General features: G+C 49.6%; 19 protein-coding genes and 1 tRNA gene. All 20 read right to left on the minus strand.

All coding sequences use genetic code 11. From position 1 onward, the window contains the following. Window positions 1–26: 26 nt before the first annotated feature. On the minus strand, window positions 27–1058 hold the full coding sequence (rlmN, locus tag GF404_08245) for a 23S rRNA (adenine(2503)-C(2))-methyltransferase RlmN (protein MBD3382173.1): 1032 nt from the start codon (window positions 1056–1058) through the stop codon (window positions 27–29). Further along, window positions 1051–2376 (minus strand): ribosome biogenesis GTPase Der, encoded by a 1326-nt coding sequence (locus GF404_08250; protein MBD3382174.1) that lies wholly within the window; start codon window positions 2374–2376, stop codon window positions 1051–1053. Before GF404_08250 ends, rlmN begins: the two co-directional genes overlap by 8 nt. Beyond that, on the minus strand, window positions 2376–3653 hold the full coding sequence (locus GF404_08255; protein ID MBD3382175.1) for a DUF512 domain-containing protein: 1278 nt from the start codon (window positions 3651–3653) through the stop codon (window positions 2376–2378). Before GF404_08255 ends, GF404_08250 begins: the two co-directional genes overlap by 1 nt. Before the next feature lie 15 nt (window positions 3654–3668). Continuing rightward, a tRNA-Gly gene (locus GF404_08260) sits at window positions 3669–3740 on the minus strand. Window positions 3741–3877: 137 nt separating this feature from the next. Then, the gene (locus tag GF404_08265; protein ID MBD3382176.1) at window positions 3878–5398 is read right to left on the minus strand and encodes a DUF342 domain-containing protein; all 1521 of its coding nucleotides are present in this window, start codon (window positions 5396–5398) and stop codon (window positions 3878–3880) included. Between the two features lie 4 nt (window positions 5399–5402). Then, a complete protein-coding gene (locus GF404_08270) occupies window positions 5403–5810 on the minus strand; it encodes a response regulator (protein ID MBD3382177.1) in 408 nt (135 codons plus the stop codon). Between the two features lie 22 nt (window positions 5811–5832). Further along, window positions 5833–6480 (minus strand): hypothetical protein, encoded by a 648-nt coding sequence (locus GF404_08275; GenBank protein ID MBD3382178.1) that lies wholly within the window; start codon window positions 6478–6480, stop codon window positions 5833–5835. A 107-nt stretch (window positions 6481–6587) separates the two neighbouring features. Next, entirely contained in the window at window positions 6588–6941 is a 354-nt protein-coding gene (locus GF404_08280; protein MBD3382179.1) for a hypothetical protein, read from the minus strand. Next, a complete protein-coding gene (locus GF404_08285; protein ID MBD3382180.1) occupies window positions 6941–7294 on the minus strand; it encodes a response regulator in 354 nt (117 codons plus the stop codon). Before GF404_08285 ends, GF404_08280 begins: the two co-directional genes overlap by 1 nt. A 3-nt stretch (window positions 7295–7297) precedes the next feature. Further along, window positions 7298–9052 carry a GAF domain-containing protein gene (locus GF404_08290; GenBank protein MBD3382181.1) on the minus strand — a complete coding sequence of 585 codons (1755 nt, stop codon included), beginning with the start codon at window positions 9050–9052 and terminating at the stop codon, window positions 7298–7300. Window positions 9053–9104: 52 nt separating this feature from the next. Next, window positions 9105–9707, minus strand: coding sequence for a hypothetical protein (locus tag GF404_08295; protein MBD3382182.1), 603 nt, complete (start codon window positions 9705–9707; stop codon window positions 9105–9107). Further along, the gene (locus GF404_08300) at window positions 9707–10225 is read right to left on the minus strand and encodes a hypothetical protein (GenBank protein MBD3382183.1); all 519 of its coding nucleotides are present in this window, start codon (window positions 10223–10225) and stop codon (window positions 9707–9709) included. The genes GF404_08295 and GF404_08300 overlap by 1 nt, the downstream gene beginning before the upstream one ends. A 10-nt stretch (window positions 10226–10235) precedes the next feature. Next, on the minus strand, window positions 10236–11162 hold the full coding sequence (locus GF404_08305) for a hypothetical protein (GenBank protein MBD3382184.1): 927 nt from the start codon (window positions 11160–11162) through the stop codon (window positions 10236–10238). After that, on the minus strand, window positions 10987–12189 hold the full coding sequence (locus GF404_08310; GenBank protein ID MBD3382185.1) for a DUF2225 domain-containing protein: 1203 nt from the start codon (window positions 12187–12189) through the stop codon (window positions 10987–10989). Before GF404_08310 ends, GF404_08305 begins: the two co-directional genes overlap by 176 nt. A gap of 12 nt (window positions 12190–12201) precedes the next feature. Continuing rightward, a complete protein-coding gene (locus GF404_08315; protein ID MBD3382186.1) occupies window positions 12202–16560 on the minus strand; it encodes a hypothetical protein in 4359 nt (1452 codons plus the stop codon). A 93-nt stretch (window positions 16561–16653) separates the two neighbouring features. Beyond that, window positions 16654–16935, minus strand: coding sequence for a hypothetical protein (locus GF404_08320; protein ID MBD3382187.1), 282 nt, complete (start codon window positions 16933–16935; stop codon window positions 16654–16656). A gap of 15 nt (window positions 16936–16950) precedes the next feature. Continuing rightward, window positions 16951–17715 (minus strand): FliA/WhiG family RNA polymerase sigma factor, encoded by a 765-nt coding sequence (locus GF404_08325; GenBank protein MBD3382188.1) that lies wholly within the window; start codon window positions 17713–17715, stop codon window positions 16951–16953. Beyond that, window positions 17712–18653, minus strand: coding sequence for an AAA family ATPase (locus GF404_08330; protein ID MBD3382189.1), 942 nt, complete (start codon window positions 18651–18653; stop codon window positions 17712–17714). Before GF404_08330 ends, GF404_08325 begins: the two co-directional genes overlap by 4 nt. Further along, window positions 18637–19761: a hypothetical protein gene (locus tag GF404_08335; GenBank protein MBD3382190.1), complete on the minus strand. Its 1125-nt coding sequence runs from the start codon at window positions 19759–19761 to the stop codon at window positions 18637–18639. The genes GF404_08330 and GF404_08335 overlap by 17 nt, the downstream gene beginning before the upstream one ends. After that, the gene (gene flhA, locus GF404_08340) at window positions 19751–21835 is read right to left on the minus strand and encodes a flagellar biosynthesis protein FlhA (protein ID MBD3382191.1); all 2085 of its coding nucleotides are present in this window, start codon (window positions 21833–21835) and stop codon (window positions 19751–19753) included. Before flhA ends, GF404_08335 begins: the two co-directional genes overlap by 11 nt.

Raw genomic sequence — 21835 nt, forward strand, 5'->3', positions numbered from 1 at the left:
TGAAGTCAAAGTCAAGCAAAAACAAATCATCCCCGGTCAGCGGCGAGTTGGCCGCAGGCGGCCTTGATATCTGCCCCGCGCGAATTGCGCACCGTGACTGCCGGCGCACGCGGATAGAGGTAATCCCTGAATGCCAGGAGATCTTCGTTGGTGGAGGGCTTTAAGTCGGGAGGCATATCCTCTGCTGGATTGTAATTGATCAGGTTTATCTTGCAGGGTACTCCCTTGATGAATTCGGCCAGTTTCTGAGCCATTTCGAGCGTATCGGTAATCCCGGACAGCATCAGGTATTCAAATGTCACACGCATACCGAACTTGTCGCAATAGTACTGTGCGGCGCGCTTGAGTTCCGGCAACGGGTACTTATTCGCAATCGGCATCAATTTTCGCCTCACATCCTGGTCAGCGCAGTTGAGCGAGATTGCCAGACGGATTTTGAGCAAATCGTCGCTGAGGCGGTAGATGCCGTCGACATGCCCGGAAGTCGAGATCGTGATCTTGCGGTAACCGATGCCAAAGCCTTTTTCAGAACGAAGTATTTCGACAGCCTTTTTGATATTTTCGTAGTTCAGAAACGGCTCACCCATCCCCATGAAAACCAGGTTGGTAATCCGTTCCTCAGATGACAGCCCGGCCCTGATAACAGCCACCTGAGCGAGAATCTCACCCACCTCCAAATCACGCATGAATCCCATACCGGAAGTTCTGCAGAATTGACATCCCAGCGGACATCCGACCTGCGAGGAAATACACAAAGTCAGGCGGTCATATTCGGGAATCTTGACTGCTTCGACACAATCGCCATCACCGAGACGAAAGAGATACTTGATCGTACCGTCCGCTGATCTTTGAACTTTTTCTACCACAGGCAGGCTGACATGGCAGTTGTTTTCCAGCTCGGACCTGAATCCCTTGGAGAGGTTGGTCATATCTGAGAAATCGTAACGGCCTTTCTGGTACATCCATTGAAACAACTGTCTGCCGGCGAATTTTTTGTACCCTTTGTCGAGGACAAACTTTTCGAGTTCAGTCTCTGTCAAACCGAACAGGTTAGTCATTGCGGTCACTCTTTCTCAGTTTGAACATTATCTTGATCGGCACACCTTCGAACTTGAAGTGATCTCGAAGCTGATTCTCGAGGTATCGCTGATAATCATCTTTTATCAGCTTGGGGAAATTAGAGAAAATTATGAAACGCGGGGGTTTGATGTCGACCTGTGTTATGTAAAGCAGGCGGATATGCTTGCCCTGCACCGCCGGTGGATGTTTCCGGGCGACTGTCTTTTCCAAAAATTTGTTCAATTCGGAGGTCTTGATGCGTTTATTCTGTTCGTCATCGACATATTGCATAAACTTAAACATGCGCATGACTTTCCTGCCGGTCAAAGCAGACATGAACATAATCGGTATAAACCTGTAGGTCGGAATCTTGTTGTAGATGGCCTGCCGATATCGATCGGCCATATCCTGACCTGCATCAATCAGGTCCCACTTGTTAACACACAGCACAAGCGCTTTGCCCGCTTTCATGATCTGGTTGATAATCTGGACATCCTGGTTCAGGAGACCCTCCTGGGCTTCAATCAGGAGCATGGCCACATCACAGCGTTCGAGTGCCTTGATTGTCCTCAAGGTCATAAAGTACTCGAGGTTTTCCTTGATTCTCGATCTGCGCCTGAGCCCGGCCGTGTCGATCAGTATATATTCGCGGTCTTCGAAACGGACCGCAAGATCGACCGCGTCGCGGGTCGTGCCGGGAATATCTGTGACTATCTGCCTCTGGCACCCGAGTAGAAAGTTAACCAGGGAGGATTTACCGACATTGGGACGGCCCAGTATCGCAATCTTGAGCTTGTCCGATTCAGGCTCGTCAACCTGTTCCGGCATTAATTCAGTCAGTCGATCGAGCATATCCGCCAGGTTGAGACCATTCGCGGCGGATATAGGCTGTGGCTCATCCAATCCGAGGTTCATGAACTCATAGACATCGATAGCCAGATCGGGATTATCGGCCTTGTTGGCAACGAGGAGAACCGGCTTGTCCTGCTTTAAGAGCCTGACAGCGATTTCACGATCGAGATCGGTAGGTCCCACCCGGGCATCGACAATGAAGATTATCTGGTCGGCTTCCTCGATTGCGGCCTCGGCTTGCTCACGCACCATCGTCTCGATCAGGTCCTCAGATTTGGGGACATATCCTCCCGTATCGATCAAGTTGAATTCGCGGCCGTTCCATTCGCCCTTGCTGTAGATACGGTCACGAGTCACACCCGGCTGGTCATCCGTGATCGAGAGACGGTCGCGGATAATCCGGTTGAACATGGTCGACTTACCGACATTCGGTCGACCAACTATCGCCACCAGTGGTAACGGCATCAGCTGTACCTCCTCAGAATCGGCATGCAGGTAGTATACGGAGAATAGCACCCTGCCACCACCGGTATATTTAACTTGGCGGAAATATCTTCAGGAGTCCAGTCGTCCAGGAACTTCCCCTCGCTGTTGAGACAGTTTGGAGGCAACAGGATAACATCATAACAACATTTTTGCTTTTTGAGGTTGCGATAGATATCCTCACCTCCCAGAAGTCCTGACACAGTGATCGAATTCCCCAGAAGCTTGTTTTCGACCGCCGACACATCGATATCGAAGTTTTCGATTCGCTCGAGTTTTTGAGCCAAGACCTGAGGCAACAGTTTTTCCATGAGCATCCCCGTCACCACAACCGCGCGCAGTTTCCTGGTCAGGTGTATTGCCGGCAGTTTCCTGCTTGAAAGCAATTGCCTGAGCATCCCCACCCCGTCCTCGATCTGGGGAAAGCCATCGTAGTATCCTCTGGATGGGATCTCCCTTTTAGCCAGAATAAAGAACTCATCGGCCGGATAAACAAAGCGACAGTCAAGACGCTTCTGAAAAGCAGATTGCATTTTTTCGATCTGGTCCAATGCTGAAACCGCTGTTGCAGGTGTTACCGGATCCAGCTCGGGCAGATATTTCCTGTGAGCTGTCAGCCCGACAGGAACGACCGCGACTGAACTCAGATGGGGATACATCCGCGACAAATCCGTAACCGTCCGCTCCAGGTGGATTTTGTCGTTGATTCCCGGGCACAACACCACCTGCGTATGCAAATCGATTCCGGCCGATATCAGCCTTGTAAGCTGAGGTCTGAGCGGGGGCAGATTCTTTTTTCCCAGCATATATTCGCGTAGTTTTTCGTCAGTGGAATGAACCGAAATATACAAAGGCGACAAATGCATCTCGATAATCCGCTCGAAATCGGCCTCGCTCAGATTTGTCAAGGTTATGTAGTTTCCATGAAGAAACGACTGACGATAATCCTCGTCTTTGAGATAGAGGCTTTTACGCAAACCTCCGGGTAACTGGTGGATAAAACAGAAGATACATTTATTGCGGCATTTTTTGATCGGATCCGGTTCAAATTCGAGTTCGAGAGGCCCGAACTCGGAAGCGTCATACTCAATCTCCTCCTCCGAACCATCGCGCTTACGAATCTGCAATTTCAGGAAATCATCTGTCGAATGATACTTGAAATCGAGCAGGTCATTTATTGGATTACCGTTGATCGCAACCAGGCAATCGCCCGGTTCGAGCTGTGGTTCATATATTTCGCACTTGCTGATTTTCAACATATCACAAAATAACAAAGCGGCGGACGGGACTCGAACCCGCAACAACCAGCTTGGGAAGCTGGTGCTCTACCATTGAACTACCGCCGCAAACCGATAACAAAACACTAATATAAATAGAAATTGCCTGTCAGGCAACAGAATTGAGAAGACTCGAATAGGAATGATTAGACTATCCGGCCATGGATAGCATAGGATAAAATTAAGATTCCCAGGCTAATATCTTATCAAGCGGGAGCACTGCTCTTTTTGGCAGTTTCAGCCTGAGATTTTTCCTGCTCTTTTTTGGCTTCCTCGACGGCCTCTTTACGTTGCTGGGCTTCGAAAGTGGCCTTATCGTACGGCCCCGCCATGATGTTATCATCATAGTATTCGAACAGGGTCGGGCCTCGTTCGGACTGGAGTTCCTTGTACTTGATCCCGATATGGGCCTGGACTCCGGGAAAGGCCTGTAACTCGGCAACGATTTTGGCCTTGATCAGCGACTTGAATTTCTCCTTGAGTTCTATTTTGCGCTGTTTGAGAGCCTCGAGCTGTTGCGGAAGATTACGCTTGAAGGCGTCCAGTTTATTGAAGACTTCGACCTTACTCTTGGGAAGCTTATTCGACAGTTTAAGTTTATAGAGATCGACTAATGCCTCCTTGACACGACTGCCATCGGCCTGCAAACGCTCCATCTCGCCGTCGATATCCTTGATTTCCTTCATGAGCTTGGCGTCATAGGCGACCTTTAGAACGGTCTTGGTACCAGCATCTGCGCCCAGAACCGGTGCTTTTATCAGCTTGCGCGCCGTGCTCGTACCGCCGACAATTTTACCCTTCTGACCAAGCACATTAATCTCGTTTTTGGCATGAACATGGGCATTGACCGCTTCCCCGCCGATAGTGACATCGCCATCGGCATTGATAGTCTGATTGAGAATATACTTAATTGTGACATTGCCGGCAGAATTTATTACGCCGTCGCCACGGCCGATGAATCCGCCTCGTATGACAACTTCACCCTTACAATTGATCTCGGCATCCTCGACATTACCCTCGACCTCGAGATCACCCTCGACTTCGACCTTGAAATCGGATTTAATATCTTCAGTAACTTTCAACGTCCCCTTGCAGGTAATGTTGCCGGTCGACTGATCAATTGAGCCGTTTATTGTAGTTACGGGCTGTACACTTACGACCGATCCGGTACTGACAATTGTTCCGGCCTCAGTGGCAGACAGAGTCAGGCCATCGGCTGACAGTTCTGTGTTGGAGCCCTTCGAAATTTTGGAATCCTTCCCAGGCTTGGCGGCCAGCTCAGCGCCCAGGACAGATTTACCCGGAGTTCCTTTTGTTGCAGGAGTCTTTTTGACCAGCACCTGGCCAGGTTCGGCGTTCTGCAGAAAATCCATGTCGCGGTAGTCGATACGACCGTCTTCACCCTCTTTGGGCGCGATCTTGCGGTCTTTTTCAAAGCAGTATTCGATCGTGGCATCGACTCCGTGCACCGGCGCCTTACCCTCGGCGACAACACGTTTTTCATCGTACTGTTTGGCCAATACCATCTCATCGATGGCTTCCTGCTTGATACCGAAATTCACATTTGCCGCCGTCAGCGCTCTCATGACATCACTCGAATCAATCGTCAAATCAGCCAGTTCCGCTGAACGCAACTCTACTGTGGCCGAGAGCTTATCGGAAGCGACGGCTACTTTGATGCCCCTTTTTAGTCGTTCTTCCTTGGTCAGTTCTTCTGAATTACCCATAACATCACTTCACGGTTGATCCCTCGCGCGAACGCGAAGAAATGATTCTCCAGTATGCTCTTTCGACCACCATAGTGATCTCAAAGCTCTTAAACGGTTTGGTTATGTATTCATCCGCGCCGAGTAAGAGAGCGTCTCTGACCGTGTAGGCGTCCCCGAAGGCTGTCATTACAATGACTCCTATCTGGGGAGTTTTTTCCTTGATGTGTTTCAGCAGGTCAAAACCGTTCATCTCGGGCATTTTAACATCAGTTATTACTAAATCAACTTTGCCTTCATCGATTATCTTTAAAGCTTCAGCACCGGAAGACGCTGACAAAATCGAGTAGCCGTCCTTTTCAAGAATCTTGGACAGCAACCCGCGCATCATCTCCTCATCATCGACAACCAGTATGGTTACTTCCTCTTTCATCTAACCTCCGGAATTGTTGAATCTACCCGTTTCGAAAATCTGGAATAGCTTCGGGTACCTGATATGGTGATGCCGAAAGCTTGTTTAAATAGCTGACTATCTGATCGATCTCCATCTCGAGGTAACCGGAAACCGGCGGTTTCTCGGACGAAAACGATCCTGAAACTTCCTGGGATTCACGGCAGTATACTATTGTGCCACCACTGTTTTGCAAAGATAGCAGGTCGTTTTTCAGCTCTTCGGTTTTCAACGCGGCATTGGTCAACATGATCAGAATCACCTGCCCGGCGAACACGTCTGCGCAGTTCTTGAAACAACTTCCCCATTGCAAGGACACATCGCCTTCCTGCCCGCATCTTTGCGAATGCGCGCTCAATAAATCTTCTTCGCGCTCAAACATCGGGCACATACCGTAAGGTATCACATAGGCTTCACCATTGTAAATGCTTCTCCTCTGTTGCAGGCGAACCGTCTTCAGAACCGAAGTTTTGCTCCAGGCCGCTGTCAGCGGTTCGGAGAAATCCGACTCCATCTGTTGTAGCACAACTACCGGCATAGAAAAATCTTTCACCAATCCCGAAAGGATATCATTTACCAGGGGCGGTCCCCCCAGGGAGGCCGCCAGTATCACAATTTTATCGATCAATGGACTTACTTCCTTTGACACCATCTATGATTAATTTATCGGCACATAAACCTTATTGCTTAGTCAACTTTGCCGAATAACTCGCCGATTTTGCATTTAGCGTTACGGGAGTATTTACTATATCCAACAGTCTACTTTAAACCACGCGCCTGAAGAAAATTTTTGCTGATTCTCTGGACAAAATCAAGTATGTTTTTCAGGTTTTCTTCTAAAGCTTCATGGTCGACATCGTCGTCGCACGGTTCAGATTTTCGTTCCAGACCCACCAGTCCCAGAAATTTTGTTAACTGGTTGACAGATTCCAAAGAAGTCGTCACCAGCTCAGTAAGATCTTTCTTGGCGGCATCGAGACCGGGTGAATCGGGATGAAACTTGGCCGAGGCGATCGCCAGGTTAAGAGCGGTCATACGAATTTCCTCGACCAGTTCGACCAGGTCTTTCAACTGGCCTCTGGGCGGCGGCGCGGTTTTTCTTGTTTCTTCCATCAGAGCTTGAGGATCTCCCTTATCTTGTTTTTTAACTCACTCAGGTCAGCCGATTTGATTACATAGTCCTCTGCAAGCCAGGACTGGAAATTGTTCTTATAAGTGTTATAAGCCGTGTTCAGGATGACGGGCAGGTCGCTGTATTTCTGTTTTACCTGCGACAATGTCTCCAGGCCATCCTTGTCATCCATTTTAACATCCAAAACGATGATATCTGGAAGGCCCTCTTCGAGCCTCACCAGAGCCTGATCGCCGGAGGATGCCAGATCGACATCAAAACCCTCCGAAGTTAATTCCATTTTGTACAGTTTGAGGATATTTTCCTCGTCATCGACAACCAGCACCCTGGCCATTGTTCACCTCGCTTGCGGCAAAAGCAGAAACAGGCTGCTCATATCTGTATCACCCGATTCCACTCCGACCTGGCCGCCATTGTAATGTATGACTTCGATTGCCATGTTCAGTTTCAGTCCATGCCTGCCCACACGGGGATTGACCAAACCTGCCAGTACATCATTATTGCAGTTTTCCGTATCTTGTGGGCATATTACGGCTTTAATAGATTTATCGGCAGTATGAAATCCAATATTAACCGCTTGATCTGGATTAACTTTCTCTGAAAGTAGTGACAAAATTGTGAACATCGCAAACTTGATCTGATCGCGCCGGGCATTCACCTTGAAATCATGTTCCATAAATGAACGATCTATTAGCGCGTTAAGGTTCAATAAGCGCGCGTTCATCAATTCCAGCACTTCACGTATCAAAGCCGGGAGATTGAAATCAGACTTTTCCTGTGAAAATGATTTCGAGAAATCGAGCACCGTATTGATGGCTTTTTCAAGTCTCTGGCATTCGGCAAAGATAATATCAGACTGTTCTCTAATATGTTCGGGCAGATCGTTTGATTTCTGCATGAGGGCAGCGAACCCCCCGATTATCGAAGCCGGATTGCGCAGTTCATGAGCGATATCATAGGTCAATTCACTCCAGAGCGAGACTTTTTCGAGTTTCAACAATTCATCCTGGGCGTTGATCAGATTCTGGTTGGTAGCCTCGAGTTCGACTAAATTTGCCTCCAGGCTTTCGTACAGGCGGCTACGCTCAATTGCCACCGCGGCCTGGTCGGCAAATGTCTTCAGACGCGAGAGGTCCCCGCTTGAAATCGGACGGGCGGTGATCAGGTTGTCGGCAACGATCACACCCAGCACGTTGTCGCCGGTAACCATAGGTACGGCCGCGAATTCACCTGCGTCATGAAGCAGGCATCCCCTGCAATCCAGCTCGCAGAGACAGTCAACGGCGCAGATGATTTCACCCCGTTTTTCGAACAGTACAGATTCGAGCAGTTTGCTGCCCGTCTTCAGTGGAATCTTCACGGAACGTATCTTTTTAGCCAGTCCTTCCGATGAATAACCGGGAATCCCGGCATATTGGTTGAGAATTTCTTCGAGACTTTTACCCTCGTCAGGCAATGATTCCCAGATCCTGCCGGCTTCGCTGGGTGTTGATGGTCCAATCGCGGAATGCCCCATCAGGCAGTTTTCCCGGTCGTCATACATAAACAGCATGGCACGATTGAATCCGAGCCCTTCTCTCGCTGTTACGGCCACAAGAATGATCTGCAGGATTTCCTCGAAACTCGACTTCGACCCGAGGGCCGAGGCCACCTGGGATATCAAAGATATTTCATTATTCTTGCGGGTTAGCTGTTTCGAGAGACTGACTGTTTCACTCTGATCCTCGAAGAGATAGACACACAGGTTGTTTCCCCCGAGATCGAGCCGGTAGAATTTCAGACTGCAATGGCGTTTTTCACCTTTAAGGCTGGAGAACTGGAAATTGGCATCGGAGGCGATACTGCAGAGTCCACCCGTCCGATGAGAGGGCATTAGCTTAAATCCCAATACGGATTCTACCCGGCAGAGCTGATCGAATTGATCGTGATTATCTTCAGAGCCACCCAAAAAGCGAATAAACGCCGGGTTGTAATAGACACACTGCAGATCGTCATCCACGATCAGGCACGGTAATGAAATATTCTGTAGAAATCCGGTCAGAAGGCTGAGAGACTCCCTGCCGGTGCGAATTAGCGGAGTCAGTGACGGCATCCGATGACCTCACTCTGAGTTCCGATTCTATGTTGTCATTCAGCCAGCGTAATCATTCTGCTTTGGGCTGAATACTGCGGGCAAATTCTATCAGGTTTTCCGCGATCTTTTCGGCGACTTCCGCTTCCATATCGGCAAATATAGTAATCTGCCTCGGATGAGAAATCGCCAGGGCAGGTTCGGCACTGGCATCGAGATCGAGATAGGCCAGCGCGCGCGAGCCGTTGCGTGAAGTCGAAAATCTTTCGCTGGAGACGATTCTTTCCAGTTTCGAATCTATCACCCTCACCTCGGCCTCAAAGCGGTATTTTCTTTTGTGCGCTTTGAAGACCGCGGGAATTAAAGTCGAAGACTTGATTTTAGAATCCGCCTCAACGACGTCGATCAGAACGATGTAGCGGACATTGTTATCGACGGCCCTGCGGATACGTGCTTTGAGATCATAATCCACCGGCGCGTATGGATCGCGGGCATGACCATTAAGGACAAGATCGAAACCATTGATTCCAGAGAGTATAAACTCCAGGCGGGTCTCGAGATTGTGATCGAGGTAGCCTCTTTCGGGTCCCTGCACCTCGAGCATAAACTCTGTTGCAAAAGCGTTAGATGTGACACAGGTTATGACAATTATCGTAATAGCAATCGTTTTGAACATCACTTCGACTCCCTCAGCTTTTGGGCGAAAACATGTTTTAGGAGCATCTTACGAATCTGTTCGTCGAAACTGAAGGCGTTGTCACCCAGGGCTTTAATAGCATCATCGGGCAACTCGGCGCGAAGCTGTTCTACCGTCATGAATTCTATTCCGACCAATGGCTTTTCCTCGGCGTCTTCATCGTCGACTCGCTTGACCTTGCCAATTATCCCGGACAAGGTTTCGGTCTGACAGAGGGTGAATTTCATCATGACGAAATCTTCTTCAGATACAGGGAAGTCAGATTCGATCAGCACACCGCCCCCGGAGATATTTAGTATCCGGCCGTCGCTGAGCTGTTTTTCATCCATTGAAGTATCCGGCTTATAAGGGTCGAACTGCTTGAATTGAATCGGCGAATCGACATCCAGGCGAACGTAGCGCCGGCGTTTGTGATGGTAGACCCGAAACGGCTTCCGGGTTTTCTGCTGAGACTGCGCCCCCTTGTTCTTACTACGGGCGGCTTGACGAGATGCCATACCTGTCCTCCTAAATCAAACCTTTTTGTCGCAACTTAACCTGATAGTTAAAAACATATTGCATAAGCTTTTGCTTCTTCTTCAAATCGAACTTCATTAGATCAGCAGGGATCTTTTTCTGGTATTCCGGTTTAACAATCTTGGCTGAATCCTCAAGCGGTATAAACTGTACACCGGCTCGGATTCGATCGTCCCTTTCCGCTTCTACCAGCCTCCTGACTATTCCCAAAACTGGATGAGGGATCCTCATCTCCGCATCAATGAGGGATACTGCAAGAAGATCATCTACCCCCAGCACTTTTTTAGATTCAAACAGTATTCCGGAGGCCGAGAGGTTAATACTTATCCCGGAATATTCCTTCAAATCATCGATTTCGTACTCGCCCTCGAGGTACTTTGTCAGGATTATGAAATTTACGCTGAAATCAACATCCACACGGCAGTCCCCCCGTCTCTGGAGACGGTAGACAGATTTTGGATACCCGGCTATATAGTATCTTCTGCCTTTTTCCGACAGGCTATTGATAATCGATGTTTTAAATCGATATGCCCCGTCCTCGCGGAAGATAGTAACCAGAAACGGTTCCATCACATCGAAGGAAGGCTCACCGGCCATCCATATCGGACGATCGATCATAATCCCTTCCGGACGCATATCCTCCACGCGGGCGGAGTATATACCCTTGCTTTCGTCACTGCCCCACTGGAGCTCAAGGCGTTCCCAGAGTTGCAGTTTGATGTTTTCCCCTATGGTGCGTGTTTCAAGCGGGCTCATTGGCTGTCTGTTTTGCCTCCTGGAGGTTAAGTTTTCCCTGCTCCATAGCCATTTCGAATATCTTGCGCGCCAGTGCGGTGCGGGATTTATCGCCCTTGTTCTGATGGATATATTCCTGGGCGAGCTTGATGGCTGTATTGAAATATCCTTTGGCTTCATCATGACTGCCGATGCGTCGTGAAAGTTCAGCGATCAGGTACACCGCCTGGATAGACTGGTTGCCATGAGAAATTTCACCACCGGTTTCATAAGCGGCCTTGTAATAATCAGAAGCGGATTTAAGCGCCTCCTGCTCAGATAATGGAACTTCCACCCACATCGATTTGGCTTCACGAAGGAAATTGCGATAAGAATCAAATGACATGAAAGGTTGATCCATAGGGGAAGCTGAATCCGTATGACTGTTCATGACATCAGTCGATAATCCCAGACTGCCTTTGAAGGTGACCACCGCGCCCTTTTGCTTTTCGAGGGCGGCCTTCATTTCTTCAAATCCCTTCTGGTATTGCTCCATCAAGCTGGCCCGGTTGTCGCCATCCGGGAAAGAACTGTCATTCATGAAGTTATCTGTGGCTTTTTTCAAATCCTCAGCTCCGGCTCTGATCTGCTCGTACTGGGATCCCATCCGGTAGATCAAATCCTCGATTCTCATCGCATGACTGGCCAGCTGGCTGGTATTCTGGCTGGAACCATCCGAAATTTCGCGGAACAGCCAGCCGATCCGGAGAAAATAGCGCCCCAGGTCGAGGTTCGAGAACTTCATATTGAATTTTTCGTCGTATATTCCCAACAGGATTTTATTGACAGCTGTCTGAAAAGGATACTTTTCACCATCGAGGTTTTCGCCTAAGAGCTTGATAATATTCTTTTTACGCTTGACCTCGTTTTGATGTTTTTCCTGCAGTGGTTTTTGTTTGTAGTTACGAAAAGCTGAGTCACTTTTCCAATCCTTGAACTTGGTTGTAAACTCCTTCGTGAAGTGACACCCTGCGCAGGTTGCCATAAAGAACAAGAGCGGGTTGAACTTCTGATAGTTGGGGTTTTTCCAGGTTCTTTTCTTGGGGCAAAAATCGGTATCCCGGCCTTCTTCAATATAAGCTCCCATACGAAGGGTCTTATGCTCGTTTTTACCACCACAGACCGGGCATTCCCATTTCGATAAATATACGGGTGAGTCATTGCTTTTCATAACACGTTCCTTCTATTGCTTTACTGACATCTTGCGTTTATTGAGTTCTTTCAGAAATTCCTTTTCCAGGCCGGAAACGGCCTTCTTCTTCTTATTTTCCTCGGCCAGTTGGGCCAGTTTATCCAGTCTCAATCTGGGCTGGACAGCCCCTTCGGAGCGTTTCTTGTGAAGATCCAACAGGAATCTGGCCATGTCCTCGGAGGACACCTGGTCGGTCGAGGTCACCGCTGACTGCTCCTGCGTTTCAGGCTTAAGCTCTTGATTCGATTTGTCTTGTCCCAGAAGTTTTTCGGGTGATTTGAGGATCAGTTTGCGTTTTTCCGATGTCTTCTCCGTCTTGGCGGAGCTGTCTTCGGTTTCAGATTGAGCCAGTTTGCTAATCAAATTTGAAGCTTTATCGGAGATCGTATCCAGTATAGATTTAGATTTTTGTTTTTTCGGTTTCTGGCTGACCGGTGCGACCTTTTTGCCTGATGCTGGCTTGCCATCGACAAACTTCTTACCGTCCAGAAGCTGGCGAAGCTTACCCATCGCCTTCAGACGAGGCCACTTAGACTGGGTGCGGTTGAGGTGGATAAAGATCGGGTAGAGCGATTCTTCATAGAAGCGGTCGTATTTGTAGATCGTCGCCAGGAGTTCGCCGGATGGAAACACAGTGCTCAGGTGCCGGCTGATGGTAATATCGTTCCAGTGCTTCTGGGGAAAGTCGAAATAGCGCAACAGACCTTCTTTGTACTTCAGCAGGTTTCCCACCGCAACGCTGTTCTCACGCCCGTAGATACCGCGGAAACGATCGATAAGCTCAAGCGCTTCATGTTTTGATTGTGCCTGGCTGATCAGGTCCAGCAACTTGGAGGCGGCATTCTTTTTAGAGGCCGTAATCCGTCGCAAAACCCTGCGCTTGATATTGTTCCAGCAGTACTGCTTTTCTGCGCGAGGGAAAATTCTGGCCAGTTCCGACCAGGCCGCCAGGTCCGGTGCTCCGACGAACAGGCGCGGATTGGCCAGCCCCCTCTTTTCCAGGTCCATCAATGTCTTCTTCCAGTCCTCGCCGGAGGTCGGATCACCTTCGGTCAGTGCCAGAAGCTTGCGTTGTCCGGTCGCGTTTGCGCCGATCACCGCCAGATAATGCTTGATTTTTCCGGTCGGATGGGATTTGTCAAGGCAGGAGTCAAGCCAGATATAGGGAAAGCGCGATGAGGAAACCACCTGGTCAAAGTACTCATTATAAGCTTTCTTCCAGTCATAGATCACCTCGTCGAGGCTGGACTCGTCGAGATTGTCGATATTGCCCACAAGATCGCGCAACGCTATCTCGACATCCAGAGACCATGGTTTTACAGGCTTGTTGCTTTTAACTTCATAGTAGCTGGTTTCGGAATCCGGAATCTTCTCGAACTCTTCATCATCCGGAGTTACGAGATCGTCTTTGAGCTGATCCACCATACCATCCGCAGAAAACTGCTCGGACTCTAATCCGGTCTCTTCAAACTCACTTTCAGATTTTTTCAGCTTTTCGGTTTGGTTGTTTAACCTCTCCAATTCAGCTTTCTGTTCGATTTCCATTCCGGAATTCTGCTCCAGTTCAGCCTCTTTCTGGGCCCTGACCAGCAGTTCCTCGATCTCGTCATCATCGTCGTCGTCTTCCTCATCGAAATGAATATCCGACGTTTCATTCAGCTTTTGAGTATCATCAGGATCTTCCTCGATGACCTCCTGCTCGGCAGTCATCATCACCAGATCGACAGCATCTTCCGGGATATCATCCTGGGGGTCTATCTGATCGGAATCTTCGACAGGATCTGTACCGACCTGCTCGGTTATCTCTTTTGTGGAATGAGCCGGCTTGTCTGTATTCTCTTCCGCCAGGATTTCTTCCATTTTATCGATCGATTCTTTTTCCCGCACAGCAGAATCGGATTTATCCAGTTTAAAAGTCGGTCGCGAATCGATAATCCTCTGCTTGAGATCTGCATCCGCGGTTTCAGCTCTCTGTGGTTCTGGCTTTCTTTTTATTTCACCGGAAACCGCTGTTTCACTATGCTGTTTCGGTTGTACAGTTTCAGTTTTGCTGGTTTCTGACTTGACCACAGGTTTTGATTCAGTAACTGCTTTGCTTTGGAGAGCTTCTTTCGACGCTTCTGCCTGTTTGCGTGCAACAGTCTTTTCGGGTTGCATCTTATGGGAATGCTTCTCAGGGGAAGAATTGACCTGTTCCTGCTTGTTATCTTTTCTGGTTGCCTTCCCGGGTTCATCGTCAAACGCCTTCAGGGGCGCTTTCGGCTCGGAAGGTCCCCAGGGCTCATCTTCCGGAATCTCTGTCAACTGCGCGCCCTCGGGCAACATCTCCCTGTAAAAACGGGAGATCACATCCGGAATAGCGTCCTTGCCACTCCGTTTCGAGGAGGCTCTGGAAGGTCGGGCTGACGGCTTGTCAATTCGAGACTGCGACTTCGTCTGCTTTTTAGTCTCGCTCGCTTTCGCTTCTTCATCAGCAGTTTTTGCTTTGGAAGCAGGCTTTGTTTCAATCTCAGGCTCTTCATCCTGATGGCGCTCGCGATCGAAGTCACGATAAAGGCGTGCGATCAGATCAGGGATTTTTCTTTTGACACGGCATCTCTGAATATCGGTATTGAAATCATCCTCATCGAGGTCACCTTCGCCCAAAGTCTCCCTGGCAGGCTTGCCTTCATTTGAAGAAACGAAGACGGATTCTTGTTCGGGTTCACTATTTTGTTTACCAGCTTCAGTCTTTTGCTCAATTTCCTGGCTGTCTGTTAGGGATGTCGCTTTTTCTGTTTTCGTTTTTGAGACATCAGGCTGTACCAGATCAGTTTTTGCAGGAGTTTCTTCATGCTCGGAAGCTTCAACCTTCTCAGGGTTGAATGATTTTATCCGATTTTTCTCCATACGGGCCTGTCTCTCAGAATCGAGCAGTTTACTCGCAACTACTTTTTTCTCGACCGCTGGTTTGCCGGTTCTTGCATTAGTCAGGTTATCGTAAGTCTCCTGGTCGAGGCCATGATAATCTGTCGTCTCGCTAACTTCAATCCGGCTGGGTTGCCAGCTTTTAACTTCGTCGCTATGCTCATGTTTAATGCTCTTGCTCTGGCGAATCAGGACGGGTTGATCAGTCTCAGATTTATCAGCTTTAACAGGAGGCTGTTTCGATTTAACCTCAGCATCAGTTTGATCTGTTTTGGGCTCTTTAGTTTTGGGTTCTTTAGCCTCAGGCTTAGTTTCCAGCTCAGGCGCAGACTTATTTTCCGGCTCAGGGATGGATTCTTCTTCCGTTTCGGATTCGGTTTTCACCTCGGGATCGTCATCGGCCCTTATGATCCTGGCCGGTTCGGTTTTCACCTCGCTCGGTTTGACCAGCTTGAGGAGCCACTTGGCAATGGTTGAAACCGCGGACTCATCTTTTTCCGAGTCTTCAGTGTCTTCGCCCAGCTCCTTAGCGGCACTATCTTCTAACTCTTTTGTGAGCGACGCTTCAAGTTCAGAAGCAGTCAGTCCGGCCTTGTCCTCTGGCGCAACTGTCAACGACTGTGCTTCATCTTCCGCTTTGGCCAGTTCGACTGTCTCGGTTTCAGTCTCATCCTGAGTTCGGTCCTCTGTGGCAATCGGAGTGGCATTAGTTACAGTTTTTTCGGCTTCGGCCGCTGAGTCATTTCGGGCTTCCTCTCGATCATCCTGGTTTTGCGAAGTTTTATCAGCAGTCTTCTCTCCCAGGATCCTTTTGATTATCTCCTGCTCTTCACCGACAGAGCGACTTTCGGGTTGAGTATAGGAAGACACAAAGGTTTCGTTTTCAGGCTCAGCTTTGCTATCACCTGTTTTCTTTCGAATTTTCCTCGATGCCGGAATTACAGGTTCCTGCTTGGCGGCCGACAACGGCGCAAATTTCAGATTCTGCTGATTCTTATCTTCTTCACTGGTCTGAACAGTTGGCTTTTGGGCATAGGTTGTGGCAGATGTCGAATCTTCTGCCACGGTTTTCACGGACGGGTCGGTGACGAGTTTAAAATATTTGTTGTAACCCCGGGCGGTTGGTTTGCGCCTGGTTAACGCGGCACCGGATTGCATTGCCGACCTGGTCGCGATAAAGCTTTTTTCGGCTGTATGCCGATTCTTCTCTGACTGCTGCTTTTTTAACTCAGTAATGCTGTTGATCCCGCTTGACTGCGGGGTCGGTGTTTTCTTTTTTCCGCTCGACGTCGATCTTGGCGATGACCTGCTGACCGCCCCCTTTTTGGTTTTGGGTTCAGTTTGGGTTTTACGAGTGCGTTTCGTTTTGGCTTTCGCCTGCGCAGATTTTCTGCGGTTTTTGGTCGCAGATTTTCCGGATTTTTCCATGCTTTTAGTAGCCATGACTTAACCTCTCCTATTATCAGGCTGTTGGCGCGGCTAATCCGGTCTGCCATCTGCCGGAAATCATTGCGCCGACCTGTCCGCCTGATCTTCCTATGCCTTTAAGTCTATGCTCAACTGTTGATTATTTTTCTTGTCCGATTTTTTCTTTTTCTTCTTTTCCCTGCGTTTTTCTTTCTCTTTCTCACGATGGATGATGGCCTCGTCGGTCTTTGAAGACGCCTGTGTCTTGCGCTGTCGCTCAGCCGCCTGGTCTGACAGCGAAAGCGAAAACTGTCTCTGGGCGGCGTCCGGCGCGGACTTCTCGATCTGGTTGACCTTTTCAGCCGCGACAGTCTTTGACAAGTTATCCGATATGTCGATCGGACGGACCATCTTTTTCTCCTCGGTCTACGTCAGTGCGAACTTCTCGCGAACCATGCCGCGCAGTTTCATAACCGCCTTGGTATGAATCTGCGAAACACGAGATTCGGAGATCGTCATGACCTCACCGATTTCCTTCAAAGTTAACTCCTCGTAGTAGTACAAGGCGATGACCAGCTTCTCCTGCTCTGTCAAATTCGAAATCGCGATTGTCAGGTAAGCCCTGAGCTCATCTTTTTCGATCGCGTTCAGGATCGAATCCTTCGATTCAGCATGAATGGTTTCGACCCGGGGAATCTGGCGATTGTCCTCTTCCCGGAAGATCATCTCATCCAGTGACAACAGGACGGTTGAATTGGAATCATCCATGGCCTTATGCAGATCTGCCAGGCTGATTTTGAGTTCGGTGGCCAGCTCGGTATCATTGGGTGACCGTCCGAGTTGTGCCTCCAGTTTAACCATTGCCCGTTCAATTACTCGAGTACGCGCGCGAGTTGAACGAGGCACCCAGTCCAGCGATCTCAATTCATCCAGTATCGCCCCCCTGATTCTCGGGACAGCATAAGTCTCGAATTTGACTCCGCGCGAAGGATCGTAATTGGAGAAAGCCTCTATCAAGCCGATAACACCGGTATTGATCAGGTCTCCAATTTCGACTGATTTCGGAAAACCGACTGCCATCCGGCTGGCAACATTTCTCACTAGCGGAAGGTACTGTGAGATCAACTGGTCGCGCGCTTCCGGAGAGCCGGTTTGATTGTACGCCTCCCAAATTGCTTCCTTAGCTTTCATAAAGAATCGTTCCTTGATACTATGCGTGATGGATTGGTTACTCTATTACCAGGTTCCCCTGCATACTTTTTCACATTTCTTTTATCGGATTTGTGGGCCTGAGAGCTTAACATTAAATCGGAATTTATCTTATCCTCTTTAACCTCTGGCTTATTTTTTTCCGATGCCGGGGAATCTTCAAAAATACCCATAAGGGCGTTTTGCATATGTTTAAGAAATATACAGCTCTGGCCATCCTCCCGTAACAGGCTCTGTCTCATAAGGATAGACCGCAGGCTCTGATCATACGGGAGCCACAGGCTGTATTTTAGTTCAAGACCGAGAAAAGTATCTGCCATACGGCTGAATTTCTCGGCAGTGTTTTCACCTTCCTGCCCGGACTGGACCATATTTACCACCAGCACGAACTGCTGGATGGAGGTATTTTGGGCGGCGTTTTTCAAGACCGCGTAGCCGTCAGCCAGGGACGCCAGTTCAGGTGTCACTACAACCATAAACTCGTCGGCCAGAGAGGTAAAACTCTCGGTCCGGCTGGAAATACCGGCGGCGGTATCGAAAATGACCAGGTCGTAATCCTGGTGCAAACCGGAAAGTGCGAGTTTGAGATTGTTGTTTTCCGGATTATACTTGATTTGACTTTCGCTCAAGCCCGAGGCGGCTGGAAGAAGATCGAGGTTTTTTCCGACTTTAACCAGCACGTCGGCAAGAGCGCATTCTCCCGCCAGGAGATTTTCAACGGTGACTTCGGGAACAGAGTTGGTCAGAATATGCTGTGACCCGAGGCCCAGGTCGGTGTCGACCAGAAGCACCCTGCGGCCCGCAAAAGACAGCATATGCGCCATGCCCAGCGCTATGACCGACTTGCCCACGCCCCCTTTGCCGGAGGAAACCGCCCAGACAGGAGGTAGATTGAACCTTCTGTTAACTGAGTTCGGCATTATGATCCTCCAGGTTTTCGAACAATTTCGCGGACAATTGAGTCAGGCTGGCAATCTGCAGATCACTGCTCAGGTTACGGCCCCATCCGAAGTACGACAGCTTCATCTTCAGGTAAGCCGCAATATTGAACGGCAGTCCATACGACTGGGTCTGATCCAGAAATGTGATCGCCACTTGAGTCGGTCCCAGCGGCTCATAGAAATCGAGCCAGTTGACGACTTCCGACCAGCGGCTGTAGGCCGGCAGAACGAGGTGGATCTCATCCGGATTGAACAGGTCCAGCTTGGTGATCATCTTGTCCAGATCTTTATTGGACCCGAATGGCAATCCCTTGGTATCGGCCAGGACGACATTAAATTCCTTTTCTTCTTCCTCATCCGGATCGAGCCAGTCGGCTTCCTCGATATGCTGAACCTTAAGAAGCCGGGCATAGATTTCCATATCCTGCGATGCGGTCGGTTTGTAGTCATCCAGGTTCACCAGTGTCGTCTTGACGTTTTGCTGAAACACCAGACGGGCACCTACTTTTGCCAGAAGCGAGCTCTTCCCGCATCCGGGAGGGCCGATAAAGGCTACCTTGTGGCAACCCGTAGCAAACATCCGTACCGGTTGCGGCTTTTCACACATTGACAGGAGTTTGACGCGCAGAAGCTCGAGGTTGCGAATGTAATTGCGCTGTTCCTCTTCAGTGGCTTCGGCAAACAAACGCGCGATCAGGTCCTGCTCCAGATCCTGACGTGACAGGTAAGAACAGACCGGTTTGGCCTCGGTCGGCGCTTGTAGAAGCGTCTTGATCTCTTTCTGGGATTCGATCAGGTAAGAGATATCTTTTTCAAATCTCCTGATCACCAGACCGACATCGGACAAAAGCCTGCGATCCTCACTGGTCAGCCTGTGCGCCTTTTTGTCTTCTTCCGCTTTGGTGCGGCTCTTCAGGGGCACATCGCGACCAGCGGTGATCTCAAACCTTTTGATTGGTCTTGAACCCGGTATGCCCTTGTCCTCGAATACTCGCGTATTGAGTATTACGGCATCGGTACCGAGTTCCTTTTTCACCTGTTGCATGGCTTCCTGCATGGAGCCAGCTTGAAAGTTTTTAATCTGCATTCTCTATCTCCACTACTCCGATTGAATGAACTTCTACTTCAGGTAAGATTTCGTTATAAGAGAGCACCACTAACTGTCGCAGGCTGGGACTCAGGAACTTCCACAGGGCAAGCCTGAGATTGGCGGCCACCAAAAAGATCGGAGGTTCGCCCAATGAGGTGAATTTCTCCGCCTGCTTGACACAGGAGTTGATGACCTTTTCGCCCAGCTCGGGCGGAAGGATCAGGCTCAGACCGGATTTCTGGATATTGACAGAATCAGCCAATATCTTTTCCAGACCTGGATCGAGTGTCAACACCTTCAGGTTGCCGTCCAGGCTTAGATACTGGTCTGTTATAATCCGGCGCATCGAGAAACGGCAGTACTCGGCCAAAAGATCAGCATCCTTGGACTGCGGTCCGTAGTCGTTTAATGTCTCCAGGATGCTCTGCAGATCCTTGATCGGAATCCTTTCGCGCAGAAGATTCTGGAGGACTTTCTGGAGCACGCCCAGGCTGACAATTTCCGGGATCGTTTCCGTAACCACCGCGGGATAGTCTTTCTTAGCGATCTCGAGCAGGTTCTGCACATCCTGGCGCGACATGATTTCAGCCGCATGTTGCTTAATTATTTCAGTCAGGTGCGTGGCGATGACTGAGGAAGTCTCCACTACAGTATAGCCCTTCATCTCGGCCATTTCCTTGTAGTTCGGGATGATCCACTTGGATTTCAGTCCGAAGGCCGGATCGACAGTCTTGAAGCCTTCGAGATCATCCTCAGCGGAGCCAGAATTGATCGCCAAGAGGTGATCCATCATCAATTCATAGCCGTCTATCTTTACACCTTTGAGCTTGATTATATACTGGTTCGGTTTGAGTTGGATATTGTCACGGATTCTGATCGGCGGTACGATCATCCCCATATCGGATGCGATCTGCCTGCGGATCATGCCCACCCTCTCGAGCAGGTCACCGCCCTGCGAGCTGTCTACCAGAGGAATCAGGCCATAGCCTATTTCGATCTCGAGCGTATCGAGTCGCAGGAAATCTTCCGCCTGAGCCTGCGGTTCCGAATCATCTTCAGGCTTGTGGATCTCTTCCTCTGCCGCCCTCTCGGCCTTATCAGCTTTTTGTGTGCGCAGAAGCAGGAATCCGAACAAGCCAATCAGCACTCCCAGAAATCCGAACGGCAAAGTCGGCAGGCCCGGCATGACAGCGAATAAAAACAAGATTCCGGAGGTAGTCAAAATCGCACGCGGTCGATTGGAAAGCTGACTCAGGAGATCCTCGCCGAGGTTTGCCTTGGCCGCCGCCCGTGTCACCAGGATGCCGGCCGAGGTCGATACGATCAAAGCCGGGATCTGGGTCACCAGACCATCACCCACAGTCAGCAATGTGTATGTCGTCAGAGCTTCGCTCAGGTCCATCCCGCGCTGGAGTGCGCCGATAATCAAACCACCGACGATATTGATCGTTGTAATAATGATACCAGCTACGGCGTCACCGCGCACGAACTTCGAGGCACCGTCCATAGCCCCGTAAAAGTCTGCTTCATTAGTGATCTGTTCCCGCCGTTTAAGGGCTTCACGCTCATCAATAAGACCGGCATTCAAGTCGGCATCGATCGCCATCTGCTTACCAGGCATGGCATCCAGGGTGAAACGAGCCGCTACCTCTGAAATTCGCGTGGCACCTTTGGTAATCACCACGAACTGGATGATGACCAGGATCAGGAAGATGATCAATCCGACAACATAGTTGCCCTTGACGACGAAATTCCCGAAGGCGTAGATCACCTCACCGGCGTACGCATCGCCCAAAATCAGCCTCGTGGAGGCGACATTCAAGGCCAACCGCAACAGGGTTACAACCAGAAGCAGTCCCGGAAATACCGAGAGTTCCATCGGTTTATTGATGAACATGGTGGTCAAAAGGATTACCAGCGCGAAGGCGATATTGAAACTCAGGAGGACATCCAGCATCCCCGGCGCGGTCGGTATAACCAGTATCAATACAATACCGATTACCGCCACACCCATGACTATATCAGCCTGGGAAGACAACTGCGACAGTATGCCTTTACGTTTTTTCGCCAT

The sequence above is a fragment of the Candidatus Zixiibacteriota bacterium genome, from assembly GCA_014728145.1.
Taxonomy (GTDB): domain Bacteria; phylum Zixibacteria; class MSB-5A5; order JAABVY01; family JAABVY01; genus WJMC01.

What these genes read in the sequence shown, in the direction of transcription:
- GF404_08305 (MBD3382184.1), bottom strand. Translation starts at nt 11,162, where the DNA reads ATGATGAAGCCAAAGGATATTTCAATACAGCCATCAAGCTCGCCCAGG.
- GF404_08320 (MBD3382187.1), bottom strand. Translation starts at nt 16,935, where the DNA reads ATGGTCCGTCCGATCGACATATCGGATAACTTGTCAAAGACTGTCGCG.
- GF404_08275 (MBD3382178.1), bottom strand. Translation starts at nt 6,480, where the DNA reads ATGGTGTCAAAGGAAGTAAGTCCATTGATCGATAAAATTGTGATACTG.
- GF404_08310 (MBD3382185.1), bottom strand. Translation starts at nt 12,189, where the DNA reads ATGAAAAGCAATGACTCACCCGTATATTTATCGAAATGGGAATGCCCG.
- GF404_08255 (MBD3382175.1), bottom strand. Translation starts at nt 3,653, where the DNA reads ATGTTGAAAATCAGCAAGTGCGAAATATATGAACCACAGCTCGAACCG.
- flhA (MBD3382191.1), bottom strand. Translation starts at nt 21,835, where the DNA reads ATGGCGAAAAAACGTAAAGGCATACTGTCGCAGTTGTCTTCCCAGGCT.
- GF404_08295 (MBD3382182.1), bottom strand. Translation starts at nt 9,707, where the DNA reads ATGTTCAAAACGATTGCTATTACGATAATTGTCATAACCTGTGTCACA.
- GF404_08280 (MBD3382179.1), bottom strand. Translation starts at nt 6,941, where the DNA reads ATGGAAGAAACAAGAAAAACCGCGCCGCCGCCCAGAGGCCAGTTGAAA.
- GF404_08270 (MBD3382177.1), bottom strand. Translation starts at nt 5,810, where the DNA reads ATGAAAGAGGAAGTAACCATACTGGTTGTCGATGATGAGGAGATGATG.
- GF404_08285 (MBD3382180.1), bottom strand. Translation starts at nt 7,294, where the DNA reads ATGGCCAGGGTGCTGGTTGTCGATGACGAGGAAAATATCCTCAAACTG.
- GF404_08325 (MBD3382188.1), bottom strand. Translation starts at nt 17,715, where the DNA reads ATGAAAGCTAAGGAAGCAATTTGGGAGGCGTACAATCAAACCGGCTCT.
- GF404_08335 (MBD3382190.1), bottom strand. Translation starts at nt 19,761, where the DNA reads ATGCAGATTAAAAACTTTCAAGCTGGCTCCATGCAGGAAGCCATGCAA.
- GF404_08330 (MBD3382189.1), bottom strand. Translation starts at nt 18,653, where the DNA reads ATGCCGAACTCAGTTAACAGAAGGTTCAATCTACCTCCTGTCTGGGCG.
- GF404_08250 (MBD3382174.1), bottom strand. Translation starts at nt 2,376, where the DNA reads ATGCCGTTACCACTGGTGGCGATAGTTGGTCGACCGAATGTCGGTAAG.
- GF404_08265 (MBD3382176.1), bottom strand. Translation starts at nt 5,398, where the DNA reads ATGGGTAATTCAGAAGAACTGACCAAGGAAGAACGACTAAAAAGGGGC.
- GF404_08315 (MBD3382186.1), bottom strand. Translation starts at nt 16,560, where the DNA reads ATGGCTACTAAAAGCATGGAAAAATCCGGAAAATCTGCGACCAAAAAC.
- GF404_08300 (MBD3382183.1), bottom strand. Translation starts at nt 10,225, where the DNA reads ATGGCATCTCGTCAAGCCGCCCGTAGTAAGAACAAGGGGGCGCAGTCT.
- GF404_08290 (MBD3382181.1), bottom strand. Translation starts at nt 9,052, where the DNA reads ATGCCGTCACTGACTCCGCTAATTCGCACCGGCAGGGAGTCTCTCAGC.
- rlmN (MBD3382173.1), bottom strand. Translation starts at nt 1,058, where the DNA reads ATGACTAACCTGTTCGGTTTGACAGAGACTGAACTCGAAAAGTTTGTC.